Annotated in this window: 29 protein-coding genes; 3 read left to right on the top strand and 26 right to left on the bottom strand. The window is 52.0% G+C overall.

Annotated features, from left to right (window positions below):
• Nucleotides 1-160, bottom strand: a 160-nt coding sequence (locus WG89_RS29655) for a transposase (RefSeq protein WP_172806784.1), incomplete at its 3' end; no start/stop codon positions are given.
• 310 nt (nucleotides 161-470) lie between these two features.
• Nucleotides 471-800: a MarR family winged helix-turn-helix transcriptional regulator gene (locus tag WG89_RS23915; protein WP_034841414.1), complete on the bottom strand. Its 330-nt coding sequence runs from the start codon at nucleotides 798-800 to the stop codon at nucleotides 471-473.
• A gap of 237 nt (nucleotides 801-1,037) precedes the next feature.
• Between WG89_RS23915 and galU the strand changes: the two genes are divergently transcribed.
• Together galU and WG89_RS23905 are read left to right on the top strand one after the other, a co-directional pair.
• A complete protein-coding gene (gene galU / locus WG89_RS23910) occupies nucleotides 1,038-1,931 on the top strand; it encodes a UTP--glucose-1-phosphate uridylyltransferase GalU (protein WP_062270223.1) in 894 nt (297 codons plus the stop codon).
• Nucleotides 1,932-2,299: 368 nt separating this feature from the next.
• Nucleotides 2,300-2,692 (top strand): hypothetical protein, encoded by a 393-nt coding sequence (locus tag WG89_RS23905; RefSeq protein ID WP_062270222.1) that lies wholly within the window; start codon nucleotides 2,300-2,302, stop codon nucleotides 2,690-2,692.
• Nucleotides 2,693-2,793: 101 nt separating this feature from the next.
• On the opposite strand, the gene WG89_RS23900 is transcribed toward WG89_RS23905, so the two are convergent.
• The 24 genes from WG89_RS23900 to WG89_RS23795 all read right to left on the bottom strand — a co-directional run bounded on the left by WG89_RS23900 (nucleotide 2,794) and on the right by WG89_RS23795 (nucleotide 14,257).
• Entirely contained in the window at nucleotides 2,794-3,018 is a 225-nt protein-coding gene (locus tag WG89_RS23900; RefSeq protein WP_062270221.1) for a hypothetical protein, read from the bottom strand.
• Between the two features lie 16 nt (nucleotides 3,019-3,034).
• Nucleotides 3,035-3,508, bottom strand: coding sequence for a DUF2939 domain-containing protein (locus WG89_RS23895; RefSeq protein WP_062270220.1), 474 nt, complete (start codon nucleotides 3,506-3,508; stop codon nucleotides 3,035-3,037).
• A complete protein-coding gene (locus tag WG89_RS23890; protein WP_062270219.1) occupies nucleotides 3,505-3,774 on the bottom strand; it encodes a hypothetical protein in 270 nt (89 codons plus the stop codon). The genes WG89_RS23895 and WG89_RS23890 overlap by 4 nt, the downstream gene beginning before the upstream one ends.
• Nucleotides 3,771-4,229: a structural protein gene (locus WG89_RS23885; RefSeq protein WP_216638548.1), complete on the bottom strand. Its 459-nt coding sequence runs from the start codon at nucleotides 4,227-4,229 to the stop codon at nucleotides 3,771-3,773. The genes WG89_RS23890 and WG89_RS23885 overlap by 4 nt, the downstream gene beginning before the upstream one ends.
• A gap of 5 nt (nucleotides 4,230-4,234) precedes the next feature.
• On the bottom strand, nucleotides 4,235-4,879 hold the full coding sequence (locus WG89_RS23880) for a hypothetical protein (RefSeq protein WP_062270218.1): 645 nt from the start codon (nucleotides 4,877-4,879) through the stop codon (nucleotides 4,235-4,237).
• 4 nt (nucleotides 4,880-4,883) lie between these two features.
• The gene (locus tag WG89_RS23875) at nucleotides 4,884-5,672 is read right to left on the bottom strand and encodes a hypothetical protein (protein WP_062270217.1); all 789 of its coding nucleotides are present in this window, start codon (nucleotides 5,670-5,672) and stop codon (nucleotides 4,884-4,886) included.
• The gene (locus tag WG89_RS23870; RefSeq protein ID WP_062270216.1) at nucleotides 5,669-6,151 is read right to left on the bottom strand and encodes a hypothetical protein; all 483 of its coding nucleotides are present in this window, start codon (nucleotides 6,149-6,151) and stop codon (nucleotides 5,669-5,671) included. Before WG89_RS23870 ends, WG89_RS23875 begins: the two co-directional genes overlap by 4 nt.
• Nucleotides 6,148-6,522: a hypothetical protein gene (locus WG89_RS23865; RefSeq protein ID WP_062270215.1), complete on the bottom strand. Its 375-nt coding sequence runs from the start codon at nucleotides 6,520-6,522 to the stop codon at nucleotides 6,148-6,150. The genes WG89_RS23870 and WG89_RS23865 overlap by 4 nt, the downstream gene beginning before the upstream one ends.
• Nucleotides 6,507-6,713: a hypothetical protein gene (locus WG89_RS23860; RefSeq protein ID WP_062270214.1), complete on the bottom strand. Its 207-nt coding sequence runs from the start codon at nucleotides 6,711-6,713 to the stop codon at nucleotides 6,507-6,509. Before WG89_RS23860 ends, WG89_RS23865 begins: the two co-directional genes overlap by 16 nt.
• Nucleotides 6,714-6,717: 4 nt before the next feature.
• Complete coding sequence (locus tag WG89_RS23855; protein ID WP_062270213.1) at nucleotides 6,718-7,017, bottom strand: hypothetical protein; 300 nt, start codon at nucleotides 7,015-7,017, stop codon at nucleotides 6,718-6,720.
• A gap of 12 nt (nucleotides 7,018-7,029) precedes the next feature.
• Nucleotides 7,030-7,851, bottom strand: coding sequence for a major capsid protein P2 (locus WG89_RS23850; protein WP_153301794.1), 822 nt, complete (start codon nucleotides 7,849-7,851; stop codon nucleotides 7,030-7,032).
• 327 nt (nucleotides 7,852-8,178) lie between these two features.
• Nucleotides 8,179-8,400 carry a hypothetical protein gene (locus WG89_RS23845; protein WP_062270211.1) on the bottom strand — a complete coding sequence of 74 codons (222 nt, stop codon included), beginning with the start codon at nucleotides 8,398-8,400 and terminating at the stop codon, nucleotides 8,179-8,181.
• A gap of 52 nt (nucleotides 8,401-8,452) precedes the next feature.
• Nucleotides 8,453-8,992: a hypothetical protein gene (locus WG89_RS23840; protein ID WP_172806908.1), complete on the bottom strand. Its 540-nt coding sequence runs from the start codon at nucleotides 8,990-8,992 to the stop codon at nucleotides 8,453-8,455.
• Nucleotides 8,993-9,114: 122 nt separating this feature from the next.
• Nucleotides 9,115-9,567 (bottom strand): hypothetical protein, encoded by a 453-nt coding sequence (locus tag WG89_RS23835; protein ID WP_062270209.1) that lies wholly within the window; start codon nucleotides 9,565-9,567, stop codon nucleotides 9,115-9,117.
• A 9-nt stretch (nucleotides 9,568-9,576) separates the two neighbouring features.
• Nucleotides 9,577-9,990 (bottom strand): hypothetical protein, encoded by a 414-nt coding sequence (locus WG89_RS23830; RefSeq protein WP_062270208.1) that lies wholly within the window; start codon nucleotides 9,988-9,990, stop codon nucleotides 9,577-9,579.
• Complete coding sequence (locus tag WG89_RS30625; RefSeq protein ID WP_153301792.1) at nucleotides 9,974-10,147, bottom strand: hypothetical protein; 174 nt, start codon at nucleotides 10,145-10,147, stop codon at nucleotides 9,974-9,976. Before WG89_RS30625 ends, WG89_RS23830 begins: the two co-directional genes overlap by 17 nt.
• Nucleotides 10,144-10,449, bottom strand: a complete 306-nt coding sequence (locus WG89_RS23825; RefSeq protein ID WP_062270207.1) for a hypothetical protein — start codon at nucleotides 10,447-10,449, stop codon at nucleotides 10,144-10,146. Before WG89_RS23825 ends, WG89_RS30625 begins: the two co-directional genes overlap by 4 nt.
• Nucleotides 10,450-10,461: 12 nt before the next feature.
• Nucleotides 10,462-12,291: a replication endonuclease gene (locus WG89_RS23820; protein WP_062270206.1), complete on the bottom strand. Its 1,830-nt coding sequence runs from the start codon at nucleotides 12,289-12,291 to the stop codon at nucleotides 10,462-10,464.
• Between the two features lie 6 nt (nucleotides 12,292-12,297).
• Entirely contained in the window at nucleotides 12,298-13,041 is a 744-nt protein-coding gene (locus WG89_RS23815) for an adenine nucleotide alpha hydrolase family protein (protein ID WP_062270205.1), read from the bottom strand.
• Nucleotides 13,038-13,196 (bottom strand): hypothetical protein, encoded by a 159-nt coding sequence (locus WG89_RS30620; RefSeq protein WP_153301791.1) that lies wholly within the window; start codon nucleotides 13,194-13,196, stop codon nucleotides 13,038-13,040. The genes WG89_RS23815 and WG89_RS30620 overlap by 4 nt, the downstream gene beginning before the upstream one ends.
• Nucleotides 13,196-13,399, bottom strand: a complete 204-nt coding sequence (locus WG89_RS23810) for a hypothetical protein (protein ID WP_153301790.1) — start codon at nucleotides 13,397-13,399, stop codon at nucleotides 13,196-13,198. Before WG89_RS23810 ends, WG89_RS30620 begins: the two co-directional genes overlap by 1 nt.
• Nucleotides 13,396-13,611: a hypothetical protein gene (locus WG89_RS23805; protein WP_062270203.1), complete on the bottom strand. Its 216-nt coding sequence runs from the start codon at nucleotides 13,609-13,611 to the stop codon at nucleotides 13,396-13,398. Before WG89_RS23805 ends, WG89_RS23810 begins: the two co-directional genes overlap by 4 nt.
• Nucleotides 13,611-13,805 carry a hypothetical protein gene (locus tag WG89_RS23800; protein WP_062270202.1) on the bottom strand — a complete coding sequence of 65 codons (195 nt, stop codon included), beginning with the start codon at nucleotides 13,803-13,805 and terminating at the stop codon, nucleotides 13,611-13,613. The genes WG89_RS23805 and WG89_RS23800 overlap by 1 nt, the downstream gene beginning before the upstream one ends.
• A complete protein-coding gene (locus WG89_RS23795; RefSeq protein ID WP_062270201.1) occupies nucleotides 13,802-14,257 on the bottom strand; it encodes a hypothetical protein in 456 nt (151 codons plus the stop codon). Before WG89_RS23795 ends, WG89_RS23800 begins: the two co-directional genes overlap by 4 nt.
• A 238-nt stretch (nucleotides 14,258-14,495) precedes the next feature.
• Here WG89_RS23795 and WG89_RS23790 point away from each other — a divergent pair, with 238 nt between their 5' ends.
• Nucleotides 14,496-14,834 carry a helix-turn-helix domain-containing protein gene (locus WG89_RS23790; RefSeq protein WP_062270200.1) on the top strand — a complete coding sequence of 113 codons (339 nt, stop codon included), beginning with the start codon at nucleotides 14,496-14,498 and terminating at the stop codon, nucleotides 14,832-14,834.
• Nucleotides 14,835-14,974: the final 140 nt, after the last annotated feature.

Genomic DNA, 14,974 nt, shown 5'->3' with positions numbered 1-14,974 from the left:
AGTAAATTTCATAACGCTCTGAGATAGCCAAGCATACCTCCTTCAACGTCTTGTCTACTTCATCGCTAAAGACCACTCTTCGATACTTTGCTGGACAGACCAAGTGATACATAAGAACAGTGACATTGTGGGATTTGTGGATGAACCTACTTTTAGCCATCCACAAAATGTAGTCACAAGTTCATGCTGCGGCTAATGCCGCAGAAACGCAGCAAGCTGCGGGGAATATGACCCGTAGAGATTAAAAAAAGAGAAGGGCGCACATATCGAATAATAAGAGAAACCGCTTCCAGTAAAGCGCCAGATTCTATTTTTGAAGCATGTTGAATGAATAGAATCCTGAAGCGGTACTACAGCTCCATCCGATGGAACTACCAAAGCTCAAGAGGCATTGTAATCAGGGCTCAAGCTGGGAAAACTGTACTAGCGTGCAACCAGTTAGCAGCATTCCTGAGCCCGTAAGGGAGGCTTCATTTAATATATCGTGCTTTGGATTTGATTTTTTCGACCAGTTTCTTGCCCTTAGGGGTCAAGGTCAGTTTAAAATAACGACCATCGTCTTCGTGCTGAGCCTTTTTGATCAGACCCAGTCCAGGACGGTCATGACGGCCTTCACCCAGACGCTTAACACTCACAGCGATATCACTGGGGGTGCCACAGGTCAGTTTCTCTGCATTGACCAGATCGGTAATGGTTTCACCGGGGTTTTCAGCAACTACAAGCAGGATTTGCCACTGTATAATGGTGAGTGGGTATTCCTGAAGAAGGTGGGTAAGTTTAATCAGACCTTTCAGAGTCATTATTGATTTACCTTTTTGGTTAGGTTATGGGTACGCTGTGAGCTCAAGGCGTCGTATACTTATTTTTCGCCAGCCTCTAAAGCTTACTGCACAACGGGTGCAACAACAGAGGTACCAGAACAAATATTAGACAGTTTTATACTGATCTGGCAAATTTTAAGAGTCAGGTCGTCTATTTTTAATATTACAGTAACACAGCTGTTACGCTTTGAAACAAGTTAGGGCTTAAATAAACCCATGATCAAGAAATGTCTTTTTCCTGCTGCTGGTTACGGTACGCGCTTTTTACCGGCGACCAAGTCCATGCCTAAGGAAATGATGCCTATCGTTAATAAGCCACTTATTGAATACGGTGTCGACGAAGCACTGCAAGGTGGGTTACACGAAGTCTGCATTGTTACTGGTCGCGGCAAACGTGCTTTGGATGACCACTTCGATATCAATTACGAGTTGGAACACCAGATCCAGGGCACCTCAAAGGAAGAGACTCTGTCGGGTATTCGGGGCTTGATGGACGAATGTACCTTTTCCTATACACGTCAGCGTGAAATGAAAGGCTTGGGTCATGCCATTCTGACAGGCGAAACCTTGATCGGTGATGAGCCTTTCGGTGTTGTTCTGGCGGATGATCTTTGCATCAACCTGAATGGTGATGGTGTTCTGACCCAAATGGTCGAGCTCTATAAGCAGTTTCGATGCAGCATTGTGGCCATTGAAGAAGTTCCTGCAGAGGAAGCGCACAAGTACGGCGTTATCAGCGGTGAGATGATAAAGCCAGGCCTGTATCGTGTAGAGGATATGGTTGAGAAGCCTGCTGAAGGAGAAGCGCCCAGCAATATGGCTATCATTGGCCGCTATATTCTGACACCCGATATTTTCGATATTCTCCGCGAAACAGCCCCGGGCAGAAATGGTGAGATCCAGATCACTGATGCTCTGCGTGAACAATGCAAGAAAGGCTTGGTGCTGGCTTACAAATTTAAAGGCACACGTTTCGACTGTGGCAGTATTGAAGGATACATAGAAGCCACTAATTATTGTTATGAGAACATCTATAAAGCGGGATCAAGAAAGATTCAGGAAATAGAGGTGAATGAAGAGCTTCTGGAAGCAGTAGAATCTGAAGAGTGATGTTTCATGAGAACCGGGATAAGCCCGGTTCTTTAATAACAATTAATTACGCATAATATATATTATGTTAAATCATAATGAATAACTATTCATTCAGGCGAAGCCTTTCCCAACCTATTGTAATCGGTTTCATTCCAGTATTCGAAATTCCCTCTATAGCTATACGTAGTCAGGGCTTGTAGGCTGTAAAGGTGTTCCGGAAAAGCCCTGAAGCCGACGTAGCTGGTTAATGCGGATTATTCATCTATTCTGCATACTATTCACGCCGTTTTCGGGCGATCCCAGCATGAAACTATTCATTTTTACGACTTTTTACCCGATATTTTGAATAACCATGCTTGCAATAATTTATAAAAAGAAGTTTTATTATGCTAAGAAGTTCTAATAAAGCCGCCCTGCACCTGCAAACCACCACCGATTACGAGCGACACGAGTGGTTCATCGACCCGGAACTGGCCGCACAACAGAGTCACCGCAGCCTGTCCACGGTCTACAAGTGGATTCAGGGCCAGCCCATTGACCCCGCCAGCCAAGAACTGCTTAACCTGAAAAGCTTCGGCGTCCTGCCCTTTAAACCATGGGCGGGTTTCAAACTGCGCCCCGACGGCCTGATTACCCCCAGCGGCCATTACATGGCCATTCATGAACTCGTGGACACCGGCTTTATGATGGCGGTCTATCACGACACCAAGAAGATTAACGAGGAGCTATTGTTTCAACTGCGCACCCTGAAACAAAAAAAGGGCCAGTGTTGCCACTGACCCCAAACACACACCCTTTTTCATTCGGTGAAGGTTATTTTTTCTTAGCCTTCACCACCCCGCCGCCTTTCTTGAACCGATAGCCCTTTTTCAAGGTGCCGTCAGCCTTCAAGCCCGCCTTCCGCTTCGTGGCTCTCTTCTTTGCCATGGTCTTTTTCCTTTGCAATGACGTTATACAGTCCTGAAATGCCCAGTACCAGCGCCGCCCCGGCATTAGTCACCGTGACAATCTCCCCGACGGAGATCAGGCCGAACATACTGGCCAGTGTCGCCAAACCCGCCCAGGTGTTTTTCTCTTTCAGTCTGGGCAATATCTTCTTTTTCATCGTGTGAACCTTGTTGTTATTGTCGGTTAAGGGCTTTCAGTCGATAGATGATTCCATCGCGTTCCATGACCAACACCACCCGCCCATAGTCCGGATGCCGGATACTCAGTTCGAACCGTTCCGGGCTTTGATAGTGCAGTGTCGTTTGATTGATCAGGGTATTGATTAACCGGGACATGTCCGGACTGTTGCCACTGGAGCCGGGCGACCCGCCCCCCAATAGCGCCGACAGTCTTTCCGGCGTGACCCAGTCATCGACCAAGCCACCGACCGCGCCCTGGATAAAGCGATCCAGCAGGCTGTCACCCTGTCCGGCAATCTGACCCGTCAAACCCGAACGCACCGAAGGGAAATCCACATAACGGTTTAGCCCGTCGGTGTCCTGGCGACTGGCTGCCGCGTAAATGGCATACAGTGACCAGAGCGGCGCAAGGCTGACCCAGCCCAGTAACGCCAACAGGCCGCCTGCTATCCAGTGTTGAACCTTCACGGCTTGCGCCCCGTGATCCGGTTGAACCAGTTGTTCGGGTTGCTGAAGTCAAAGGTGGTAAACAGCAAATCAAACCCGTCCTGGAGCGCGTCCGGGTTGCCCGTGGCTTCTGCCGCTAACTGTTCTGCCGTGCGATGAATGACGTTATCAGGGTTTAACGGGTTGACCGCTTGCACGACTCCCTTAGCCCGGTGATAAACGACCACCCCGCCCACCAGTACCGCCAGCCCCAGTACCAAGGCCTGCTTATCCGATAAGATGCTCATGCCATGGCCACCCCGGCGGCGATGACTTCAGCCGGGTAAGGCTGCCGCCCGTTCTCATGCTGGATAATCGCTGCTATGAGCGTCGGCCATTGCTGCCGGTAAATCGGTTGGCTGGCCAGCACCCCCAGCTTGTTGGCGACACTGGCCACATACGAACCGGTGTCGTTTTCGTGTGGCGGTGCCCAGGTATGAATAATGCCCTGAACGGTGTTCACGCCCCGGCCTTCATAACTGGCCAGAATCCGAGCCATCGCCCGCACCCCGTATTCGGGTGATTCAAACTGAAGAAAACGCTTGTCGGTTTGAATGGGTCTCATGCCCTGCCATTCAGTACCCGTGCGTTCAATGTTGCCGGGGTTATGGTTGCGAATCCCGCGCGGTGTTTTTATATGTTTGTCGTACATCAGCCAGCCCCCCACGGCTGCGCCGATCATCAGTAAATGAACGGCTTTCATAATGGTTATTCCGGAATTTCGAGGCGTACCGCTTCAGTATTGAAGTAGCGCCAGCTTTCGACAGGAATATGCCCGGTCACCACCGCAGGCAGCACAAACAGGCAGTTACCCTTGATGGATGGGAAAAACATATCCATGCCATGATTTTTCCCCGTGGCATGAATCACAAAGGCGTTCCATTGGCCTGGCGTGAAATTCACCGGCCCCGGCATGTCCGGATGCTCATCCCCCGGCGGCACGTTACGAGGCTGGGCAAAATTGGACGCGGGCAAGATCGACGCCGAACAAGGAAAGCTGTCGAGGGGATACACCAACCCGCCAAAAGTGATTTTGTCCCCGGTAATGGCACGGCGTAGACGGGTACCATCGGGGGACTTGGTTTTACAAATGTAAAAATCGACCCACTCAGTCATGGCGTCATTCAGCCCAAGCGCTGCAATTAAGTCGTCACTTTCTTCATGACGTGGCGCAAGCCCTGGACGAATGAGGTCGTACTCTTCAATGTCGCTGCCATTCATGCCGCCCCACTCATTTCGGTCATTCGTGGCGAGACGCTGATTATACGTGATACGTACCGGCTCACCTGCAGCGCGATCGCGCAACATTTCAATACTGTTTTGGTGGGAGCCTTCCCCGATTTTGTTCAGCATGGTGTTATTCTCCCACCGTGTTTAGAATTTCAATCACGGCGATTTTTGCGCCGTCCGTTCCGCTGAAAGCGATCGCACCGGAAATAGGCAATTCCAGCTCTCTGTTTTGTGGCAGCACGACACCGCCAATCTTTGCCTCTACTGCGCCGACTTGCCGCACCAGTGCCAGACGGCGCGCCGGATTGGCGGCCAGTGTTGCGGTACCACTGGCGATGACCAATTCAGTACCGACCACGCCAGCGGCGGGCATTTGATAGGTGGTCACCACTTGCGCCACCCTTTCCACCGTGACCGGCTCAGCAATGGCTTTAACCGGCAACCCTTGCGCTTCCGGCTTGACCGTGACCACCTCACCAATGCTTTGCACCTGGAGCGGGCTGTCTTCCTGGATGGTGACGGTTTCGTCAATGTACTGAACCTCTAACCCGTCACCCTCTGCCTTAACCGTGACCACCTGGTTAATGGTTTCAATCACTATTGATTCAATAATTTTTTGAACGTCAACGGGCTGACCGATCCCGCTGACCGCCACCGTGGCCCCGTCATCACTCGGCGTTAACGACCCGTAGAAGCTGCGAAGACGAAAACGGTTTTCACCGGCGGACATGTTTTCGACCATGATTTCCGTGAACGGCGCGTCCGTGTTGAACTGCTCCCGCTCCTGGAGGGTGACGGTTCTATTACCGGGGATAAACGTCAACTGAACCGGGCCGTCGGCCTGATCGATATAGATGCCGGTACCTTCCGCTGGATAACGACGCTTGCCGCGTACTCTTAAAGTGCCCTGTGTCATTTTGCTTTTCCCTTGGTGACAATGGCCGCTACCACCACCAGACCGGCCACCACGGCAAACACCACCCGCGTCATGGACGTAGTTAAGTCGGTTTGCCCGGCGGTCTGAACGGATTTCACCAGTGAACTGAATTCTTTCAATTGGTCTTTTTGACTGGCGGCTGTTCTGGCTATGGTGTCATCCACGGAATCCAGCGAACGCATAACAATGTCATCGCCGAACTCGAAGGCTTTCATCGTGGTCGTTTCCACCGTGCCCAGCGCTTCCGACGTTACTTGTCGATTGGTTTCCAGCGCCTCCTCAGCCACCTGCATTCCGGCCTCGACTGCGCCGTGATCGGTTTGCTGGAAAATAATCTCGCCGCTGTTTTCCACTCCAGCCAGTAACAAGCCGTTGTTGTCACCGTCCAGCGCAATGGAACTGTTCTTGTTCGTCGTGGTATTGGTACTGCTGCTACGGCTTTTGGATTTACTGCTCATAGCGTCATCCTGTATTCGGTCTCTTCACCCCGTTGACCCACGGGCGAAAAGTGATACCCCCAACGACGGTACAGCTTCACCACAGATTCGCGATCGGTGAACATGCGCGCGGTTTTCAGACCGCGCTTTTTGGCGCTCTGGTGCAACCACTGAATCAGGGTTTTTACGTGCCGACCGGTAATGCAGCAGATTTCCAGCTCACTGCCGTCTATTTCGGTAATCAGCCAGCTCTGGCCGCGATTGATCGACCAGAGTTCACAGCGACCGGCGACGATTTCACCGGCAAAGTCAAAATCCCCCATCAACGGAGCCAGCGCCGCCCTTGCGGCTTCGGTCAGTTCTGGCAGTTTCTGGATTACAATTTTTTCCACAGCACCACCCCCAACAGCAGCAACCCGCCGACGATCAATAATTCTTCCGTCTCCAACCCCCCAAAGCGCACATTACCCAGGATGTTTTCACCGCTGGAACGACCATTGGCGCCACTGGTAGCCGTAGACGGCCCCGCGTTTCCTACATTGCCCGGTATGTTCCCGGTACTGATATTCGGCAGTGGCATCATGACGTTACTTCCTCAGCAGCAGATAGCCGACCGTCGCCACCATCAGCACCGCGCCGACTTTCATCGGCGTAGACATTTGGAAGCCTGGCATGACCTGTTGCGGTTGTTCTCTGGCCAGATTGGAACCGTCGTTATCAATGTTCTTGACCGGCGGCGGTTGCTCGCCGGGGATGTAATCCGGGGAAATCCGTTCGGCGACGGAGTCGAGCCCCGCGCCCAGGATCTTATTGGCCCCGTCGGCCAACGTATGACCGAACATGCTCAGTGTGTCGAACAAGTCCGGCCCGTCTTTCAATGCCGCCATAGCACACCCCCGTTAGACCCTAACCGGCTCGACCATTTCAACCAGCATATCAATCGTGCCGCCGGTCTTACTGTCTATTTCCAGTTCCAGCGACGTGCCCGACGTCTGCATCAGATCAGCAATCACGAAGCCGCTGGCGATGGGATCGAAAATAAAATAACCGTCTTGCGGTGAACGCTCATTACGCTTGAGGTTGAATTCAACAAGGGCTTTCGTGGCGTCGAAAATTTCACGACGATCTCGCTTGATCTTCAGGTTCTGAATGTCGCCACCCTTGAAGAAAATACGACGAACGCGCGGGCCTTTAGGCAAGGCGCGGAAGAAGTTAGAACCGACGCTGGCACTGTCAATGGTGTAGGTTTCAAAACGCGGCAGCACTTCACGGGCACGCATGACCTGTTCATTCGTGGCCGGATCAATCACCAGACGACTGGAGTTCAACACATGGCCGTCTAACAGGGGATGCTCCGGGCCACCGTCCGGCTTGGCCGGCAGATAAATATTAAGCACCAGATTATCGTCGGGCTCAGTCACCAGACCGGTGAAGCCCTGGCCGCCGACAGTACGCCCGGTAATATCCGCAAACGGAATCACCAGAAAGTTATCGTCTACCCAGTGCTTTTTATACTTCTCCATCATCTTGAGCTCAGCGCCGGTCAGCTCGTAGAAGGTATCGCCGCCCAACTTGACTTCAACCTTGGGAATCAAGGCCACGTCAAAATTAGTTTTGACCATCCACTCTTCCATGACCGAACCGGGCTCAATGGTAATCGTGGCACGACTGCCCCAACCTACCCCGGTAAAGCTGCCCATATAATGCGGTGTATGACGCATGATTCAGACTCCCGATTAGCCGTTCAGCAGTTTTTTGGTGGTAGTGTTACGATTCAGCACCGCAACTGTGATTGCTGCAGCCACCGCAGCCGCCGCCATAAATTTCCAATCCGTAAGGTTTTTCATTGTTTGCTTTCCTGGCTCTCTGTTGAGTTCAGATGTAAAAGAGCCTTCAGACTGCCCTAGCGGGGCTAGGGTCGTGTCAACCCCCTGTACCTAGCGAAAAACTGTAAAGAAATGGTAAAGACGACAGGCGAAAAAAAACCGCCCGGAGGCGGCAAACGTTGATTTCTTCTAGGTTCCATGACCGATAAACGCACTTATCGATTAGTCTACGAAACTGGTTCTGAATTCTATTCCTGTATTTTCATAGGTTTCTTTTAATTCAAAGTAAACCTTATAGGGTGTTTTCCCTTCAAGGTCTCCTTTGTCATAGAATTTTGATTTCCTTAATTGTGGATCATCTTTGTAATTGATAATAAGTGTGTCTTCTCTCATTGTGCTAGAGCTTAAAGTTACTGATTTAACTTCATTTTTATTCAGTTTCATATTTTCCTCTTTGCATTTTCATGTCGAACCCTCCTTGTGCCAGTAAACGCCCTTACCGGCTGTTAATCTTCGCCGCCTTTTTGTATTTCAGTTGTTTTCTAGTCACGGTTCGACCGTCATCAATGTAAAAACAGAGATCAGGCAGTGCTTTTATTTCCCTGAAAGGAATATCTATCTCTTTGCTGAACTTCTGACACTGGGCCACGGTCTTCTGCCTGCCGTAGTAGGTGATACCGACCTGCGTGTAGAAGGTTTTATAGATTTCTTCAGGCCGCTGTGTGCAACCATGAAACCTGAGTCCGTACTTTCTGCCCTGGTTCATTAACTTTTTGACGATACCGGGAGCCGTGCCAGCATGACGGGACACATCGGCTAATTCCTCTACAATGGCGTAGGTCGGCCGCTTACCGTCCAGCATGCTCCACGCCAGCAAAGCGAACTTTTCAAATTCCTCCGGGCTGGCATCTTCTGGCGTATAACCGATACGAAACCCCTTACCCGACCTAAGCCCCCTGGCGACCTGCCGCACAAAATCATCCCAATCCCTAAGCCGGGTGCAAGGGTGATCACAATTCGAATCCCAGAGGATCACCCTAGCCCCCCGCTTAGGGATTGCCGAATTTTGCTTGAGTGCCTGAGACTTCCCCGATCCTGACATACCGACATAAAGCGTTGACAGGTTCGTTAGGTTCGGGCACTCATTAATCGGCCCGCTCACGCCTGAACCTCCTCACCGTCAACGGGCTTTTCTTCCCGCGCCTGCTCCTGAGCCGCTTCATAGGCTTTCACCTGCATGAAGACCCCGAAGCCGGTCGCCGCGACCACCATACCCAGCTCAATTTCTTCCCGGTAAGGCTTCAGGAATTCGGGTAAATCGGCTCCATACTTCTGCATCACTGGCACGGCCTTTTCAATGACGGCCTCTTTTTGTTCGTCAGCAATATCTATAAACGACCACCGCATTTTGACCACGGTTTCCACCAGTGACAGCGCCATGACCGCCCCCTGACGCGCGGCGGCCGCATCGGCTTCGCTCCGGGCTTGCTCATCGGCTTCCTGATCCAGATCGGGCGAATAGTCGTCGCCCTCGCCTGCCATCGCTTCAATGGTCTGCAGCTGCATTTCTTCGGCACTGGTTTCTGTGTCCTGGTGTGCTTCAGTTCCCATAGGTTTCCCCTAGAATTTCATCAAAAAGACGGCACAGCAGACGGTAAACGCTGCACCTAATAATTTACGGGCGCTCTCGCCCTTTTGTGGTTGTGGCGGGAGCTGCTCCAACTCTTCAGGCTTAACGTCGATCACATCCCCGTCATCGGATACCGGGCTAGGTTCAACCACGACCGGCGGTTTAGGTTCATCGGCGGGCAAGTTGTGAGGTCGGGTTTCCGGTTCGCCGTCGATCCACTCCGCGTTGCTCCAGATGTACCCCTGAACCGCTGCCCCCTTTTGCTGATTAATGCCACAATTTTGCGTGCCTTCACCAAAACAGCAGGTATACAGAAACGAGGCGGCATTCTGTTTGACACTGGCCAGCCCCCCGCAGGTCTGGCACTTCACTTTGCCGATAGTAGGATTATTCGCCCTTGGCATCTCTCGCGGCCTCCCTTTCAACCAGTTCTGTCAGCAGGCTGGACGCCCGTAACAGTTTTTTCTTGTATTGCGCTGGAATGAGCGGATGTTTCTGCGCGGTCTGCGCTTCCGCTGCCATTTCCGCCGCTATGAGCTTCATTTGCGCCGCTTCCATCATTCCGCCCCCTTCGGGATCGCTAAGCCTGCCAGCTCTACCGGCTGACCATCCAGAAAATCAACTGGCAATTCTCCGCCCTCAAGCAGACTTCTCAGCTCTGAGCCGATCCCCATAGCGTCCGCCATCAACTCCAGACTCATTTCTGCTTGAGCCATGCACAGAGACTCACCCTCTCCCTGTTTTTTCAACTCCTGCACCTGAGCAAAGACATAGCTGTAAAAGCTACTACAGACAGCCCCCAGACGGCTTTCTACCTGCTTCAATTGTGTTTCCAGTTGATCAATCCGATTTTCGTTATTCATTGCTTCCCGCTCCTACCCATAAGCGAACCTTTCCGGTTCCGTACAGTTATTTACACAAGTCCAAGGCGGCTCGGTGCCCGAGCCTTTTTCCACAGCCTGCGCCCGTGCGTTATCAAACGCCTGCGACACATACTTCTGAATCCGCTTATCTTCTTCGCCTTTCTCGTCGCCATCCTCTTCCTTTCGTTTCACCCGCACCGTCCAGACCCGCAGACGGGTGACAACGCGACCACTCTCGACATTGACCAAGCCCCTTAACTCCTCAACCGGCTCGAAATAATCGTTTTCTTCTTTTTTGGTTTGCGTCCATGGCCGCAACCGGTAATCACTCCGGGCGATCATGACACCACCCATCAAGACGACAAACGCCGCCCAATCCGCCGCATCCGCCGCACTATGCAGCTCCCTGATCTCCTCGACCTCAAAGTCTTCCAGACCGCCATAGCTTTCTAGACCAGCCTTAAGCTGTTCTTCAGTACGCAGGCGGCGCAATTCCCGCCAGACCGTCACCGACGGCCCCCCCAATACCTGAAACTGGCGAATCCCCCAACAGCTCGCCCAGGCTTCGACCCGGCTCTGGGTGTCATCGACAAACAATTTCTGCTGCCCGTCCGCCTCGAAATCCAGTTCTTTGTCCATGCCCTCCGCGCCGCTGATGTTTTTGGTCAGGTACTTGACCAGATAACCGGTCGCGCCCTGCTCGGGATCAATGACAAAGGAATCCACGCGCGTGTCTTGCGCGCCTTGTTCGTCGCCGTCTTCTTCCAACATGTAATCGCGGATAATGGCTTCCGCAGCGTCGGCCTGTTCAGGTAGGAAATACAGCGACATGTGCCAATGAGGACAACCGTCGTGATGGGGTTCCACGACCCGGAAACCGTAATAACCAATGTCATCGCGATTGAATTTGGAACGAATCTTCTTCCAGATACCATTCAGCCAATCATGAGCCTCACGCGGCGTGGTTTCGTTCCACTTGCCATTAGCGCGACAGGGACGGCGCGTGCCGTCCTTCTGCTTAGCCCCTTTAATCATACGGTGATACTTGCTCGGACAGGTCAACGTGAAGCAGCGCCCTTCATGGCCGTACATCTGCGCCACGGTGTCAAAACCCTTGGAGCGCACCACCAGTTCGGAAAAGCGGTTACGGGGATTGGCCAGCCCTTTTTCTGCCAGTTGCGCTAGGGTGAATACCTGCCCTTCGTCGTTTTCGACCTCCAGCGACTCCAAGATTTCTTGATTGCGCTTAATCTGGCGTTGACGTTCCCAGAGGGTGACGTCGGAACAATAGAGCTGCTTATCGGCGTGGACTAAACGAATATCACGGGCTACGGCTTCCAGCTTGCGGCGCAGTGCGGTTTTTACCTGGCGGCGCCACCATCTGGCACACGTGACGCGCTTTGACGCCTGAAGCCATGACAGCCTGATTTCTCTTTTGTCCATGTTCCGGAACAGCTTTAACGGAAAGTCCAACCCTTCCGCCTCGACATAACCCTTCAAAAACTGGAAAGCCCCGTCGGTATCCACCTCGAAACGCTTGGCAAATTCAAGGTCACATTCCTTGGCTCGGGCTTCACACCAGTCCTTGATTTCACGTTCGCCCGCCGAGGGTAAAATCGGATGATCTTCCGAACCCAGAAACAGACTGCGATCCAGTGTTTTAAGACGCTGATCCGCCTTGGCAATGCCTTCATTCTTACTGTACCGGGCATAGTCAAAGGACAGCGCCCACGCGATCGGACGATGACGACGCAGGACGGAGCGCCGCAGCGCGTGACTGTCACGACTGCCGACGCCGTAGAGGACTTGTTCAGGGAGGGTGTAGTCTTTGCTGCGCGTCATAAGGGATTACCCGTCATAGCAACCGCACGCCTGTTCAAGGTGCGATTCCGGGTAATCAAACATATCTTGTTGTTTCAGCAGGTCAGCCCACGCCCAACGACGGCCCAACCCTTTTACTGTTTGCAGGTTTTCAGCGGCGTTTTGCTCCATGGCGACCGCCCTCAGCGCCAGCTCTGGATAGTCCGCCTGAAGCTGGAAAATTTCGCTTTTCTTACTGGCCGGACAAAAGAAACAGGCCGATTTACCGGGTTGTGGCAGCCCTGCCCTGGCAATGGCTTCTATGCATTCTTCACGGCCCCAACCCCATTCCACCAAGGGATAAGACACCTGATACTTCTCACTGGTGTAATCCTTGATGCGGTGATGTTCGTCAGCGTCATAGCCGATCAGCTTCTCTACCTGGCCACCTTCCGCCCAGACAGCGAGACAACCGGCGTGATTGTTTAAAAACTTCTCTTGAGGCTGAACCTTAAAACGCTGACTGCAGGTCTTGAAGCCAAACGCCAGAGACGGCAAAGACTTTCTATCGATGCAGTCTTTTTCCAACTTGACGACTGACTTAACGGTTTCCACCAAGGGAAAGCCGATCTGTTCAAGCCATTGATTGACCTGCATCAAATGACGGTAGGTATGCGGTTTTTCTGCCCCGGTATCAGCAAACATAACAAGATCCGGTCTAATCCCTCGCTCATGCAGACCGACGAGCATGGCGGTTGAATTAGTACCACCACCATAAGAGACGACTTTCATATCAGCACCCCCGTCCCGTAATAAACTTGCATCCAGAAAAGGGCATGACCAAAGGCCACCCCGTAGACAGTCACCTGGAACACTTCAGAGAGAAACTTTTTCAGCCTGCGCAGGGAGCCGCCGCGCTTTTGATGATCGACGATGAAAGGAGGCATTATTCATCCTCCATAAACTTACGACGAACTTCATCAACCCGGTTAATGGCAGTAACCAAACCGAATGACCGACCTACAGCGACTTGATAACCCTTGGTATTAATATCTTCACGCTGCACACTCTCAGCGTGTTCTTTTCCAAGTACTTTGCTTATTTCAGCGAACACCTGCAGGACAAGTATTTTTTCCTCTTGTGTCATCACTTCACCCCCAGCTTTTCAGAGTTCTGAAGGTTGATCTCAAGAGCCTCAATCATCACGGCCAACTGTGAAGCAGTTTGACCCATGCCATAGGCGACACCCTCGTAATAGGATTTAACGCCCACCGGTGCCGGATACGCTTTAAATTCTTCCTTCAGCATTTCAATACGGGCTTGAAGTTCTTTCATGCCCTCGACAACGACTTCCGCTTCCATCACTTACCCCCTTCACCGACATAGCCGCTAATAATCTCCAGCTCACTCAAGCGGCCTTGAATATCACCCAGCTCATATTTGACCACCGACGTGCTTTTCTCCTGCTTCAGCTCTTCAACACTGGCACGGAGCGCTTCACCCCTGAGCCGGATATAGCTTTGCAGCATGACCATTTTTCTATCCGCTTCGCTCACTTGATCACCTCCCCACACTGGCGCAGTTCTTTTTCAGCCCAGAGCACGGAAGCCCGGAGGCGTTCGGCCATGCGCTTGACTTCGGAGCCTTCCAGCTCATCCCGCCAGATCAGGCTATTGTCAGCGATCCGGCCAATCTGAACGGCCAAGGCATTCCGGTAGAAGAACAGGCCGCCTTTCAGGTTCCAGAAATGACGCACGACAGCCGCCGAACATTCGACAGACTTCAGGCACTCACTGAAGCCGGTCGGCCCCACCAGTGCGAGCATAAAACGGGCTTTTTCAATGCGGACGGCCTTGTAAGCCGTGGTGATGGCGTCCAGCAGACCGGCCTCAAATTCAACAGAGGCGGCGATAGAATTAATCTGATGATCCAGCTCACTGTCGGCTGGCTGTTTGGGCTTGGGTTCGTCCTGGTGAAGGGGAACCACGTTGGCGGCGGTTGCGGTCATTGTTATTTTCACCTGTTTTTTAGTCTTTGCGAGCCGTTGCGGTAAAAACAGCCGGGAGCAACCCCGGCAACCTCGCAACAGGTGTTTTCCACAATACTATCGTTAACAGTACTACGCCAGTCGACTGTAGTATTGCTATACCTAGCTTTAGTACCTAACCTATTCACAAAAGTGAATAAACCCCTCCACTCCTCATTACTGAATAGAATGTGCATATTTATGCAAGGAAGATTGCCCCATGATCACCACAGTTGAACTACTGGATGAAGTGAAAAAAACTCAGGGAATTGAAACCAAATATGCCCTAGCCAAACTCCTCGACTGCGGCCAGAGTTCAGTGGCAAATTGGTATAAAAAAGACACCATGAATGACCGCTACGCCTTGCGCTGTGCGGACTTAGCCGACCTCGACCCCGGCTATGTGCTGTATTCCATGGCCGCCGAGCGTGCTTTGAAGAAAAAGGATGAAAGATTATTCCAATTCTGGAAGAAGCAGGCCGACAAGATCGGGCCTGCTTTATTGGCGGTAAGTGCTTGTTTCCTAACGATTATCCCCGCTATTCCCCTGCCCTTTTGAGGGCGGGAACCGTCAAGAATAATATATATTATGTTAAATTAGATATTATGTGCTCTATGCCCAATTAAGATTGCTTCACCCAACCTGGCTCTCCTCCGGCCATTGTGTTTCCCTTGTGCAGGCACATGGGCCTGCACAGC

The organism is Endozoicomonas arenosclerae (assembly GCF_001562015.1).
Lineage (GTDB): Bacteria > Pseudomonadota > Gammaproteobacteria > Pseudomonadales > Endozoicomonadaceae > Endozoicomonas_A > Endozoicomonas_A arenosclerae.
Note: the sequence above shows the minus strand (reverse complement) of the source record. Positions and strands in the feature narration are given on the sequence as shown.

Coding starts and splice junctions, on each gene's coding strand:
- WG89_RS23915 (WP_034841414.1), bottom strand. CDS start 800: ATGACTCTGAAAGGTCTGATTAAACTTACCCACCTTCTTCAGGAATAC.
- galU (WP_062270223.1), top strand. CDS start 1,038: ATGATCAAGAAATGTCTTTTTCCTGCTGCTGGTTACGGTACGCGCTTT.
- WG89_RS23905 (WP_062270222.1), top strand. CDS start 2,300: ATGCTAAGAAGTTCTAATAAAGCCGCCCTGCACCTGCAAACCACCACC.
- WG89_RS23900 (WP_062270221.1), bottom strand. CDS start 3,018: ATGAAAAAGAAGATATTGCCCAGACTGAAAGAGAAAAACACCTGGGCG.
- WG89_RS23890 (WP_062270219.1), bottom strand. CDS start 3,774: ATGAGCATCTTATCGGATAAGCAGGCCTTGGTACTGGGGCTGGCGGTA.
- WG89_RS23885 (WP_216638548.1), bottom strand. CDS start 4,229: ATGAAAGCCGTTCATTTACTGATGATCGGCGCAGCCGTGGGGGGCTGG.
- WG89_RS23880 (WP_062270218.1), bottom strand. CDS start 4,879: ATGCTGAACAAAATCGGGGAAGGCTCCCACCAAAACAGTATTGAAATG.
- WG89_RS23875 (WP_062270217.1), bottom strand. CDS start 5,672: ATGACACAGGGCACTTTAAGAGTACGCGGCAAGCGTCGTTATCCAGCG.
- WG89_RS23870 (WP_062270216.1), bottom strand. CDS start 6,151: ATGAGCAGTAAATCCAAAAGCCGTAGCAGCAGTACCAATACCACGACG.
- WG89_RS23860 (WP_062270214.1), bottom strand. CDS start 6,713: ATGATGCCACTGCCGAATATCAGTACCGGGAACATACCGGGCAATGTA.
- WG89_RS23855 (WP_062270213.1), bottom strand. CDS start 7,017: ATGGCGGCATTGAAAGACGGGCCGGACTTGTTCGACACACTGAGCATG.
- WG89_RS23850 (WP_153301794.1), bottom strand. CDS start 7,851: ATGCGTCATACACCGCATTATATGGGCAGCTTTACCGGGGTAGGTTGG.
- WG89_RS23845 (WP_062270211.1), bottom strand. CDS start 8,400: ATGAAACTGAATAAAAATGAAGTTAAATCAGTAACTTTAAGCTCTAGC.
- WG89_RS23835 (WP_062270209.1), bottom strand. CDS start 9,567: ATGGGAACTGAAGCACACCAGGACACAGAAACCAGTGCCGAAGAAATG.
- WG89_RS23830 (WP_062270208.1), bottom strand. CDS start 9,990: ATGCCAAGGGCGAATAATCCTACTATCGGCAAAGTGAAGTGCCAGACC.
- WG89_RS30625 (WP_153301792.1), bottom strand. CDS start 10,147: ATGATGGAAGCGGCGCAAATGAAGCTCATAGCGGCGGAAATGGCAGCG.
- WG89_RS23825 (WP_062270207.1), bottom strand. CDS start 10,449: ATGAATAACGAAAATCGGATTGATCAACTGGAAACACAATTGAAGCAG.
- WG89_RS23820 (WP_062270206.1), bottom strand. CDS start 12,291: ATGACGCGCAGCAAAGACTACACCCTCCCTGAACAAGTCCTCTACGGC.
- WG89_RS23815 (WP_062270205.1), bottom strand. CDS start 13,041: ATGAAAGTCGTCTCTTATGGTGGTGGTACTAATTCAACCGCCATGCTC.
- WG89_RS30620 (WP_153301791.1), bottom strand. CDS start 13,196: ATGCCTCCTTTCATCGTCGATCATCAAAAGCGCGGCGGCTCCCTGCGC.
- WG89_RS23805 (WP_062270203.1), bottom strand. CDS start 13,611: ATGGAAGCGGAAGTCGTTGTCGAGGGCATGAAAGAACTTCAAGCCCGT.
- WG89_RS23795 (WP_062270201.1), bottom strand. CDS start 14,257: ATGACCGCAACCGCCGCCAACGTGGTTCCCCTTCACCAGGACGAACCC.
- WG89_RS23790 (WP_062270200.1), top strand. CDS start 14,496: ATGATCACCACAGTTGAACTACTGGATGAAGTGAAAAAAACTCAGGGA.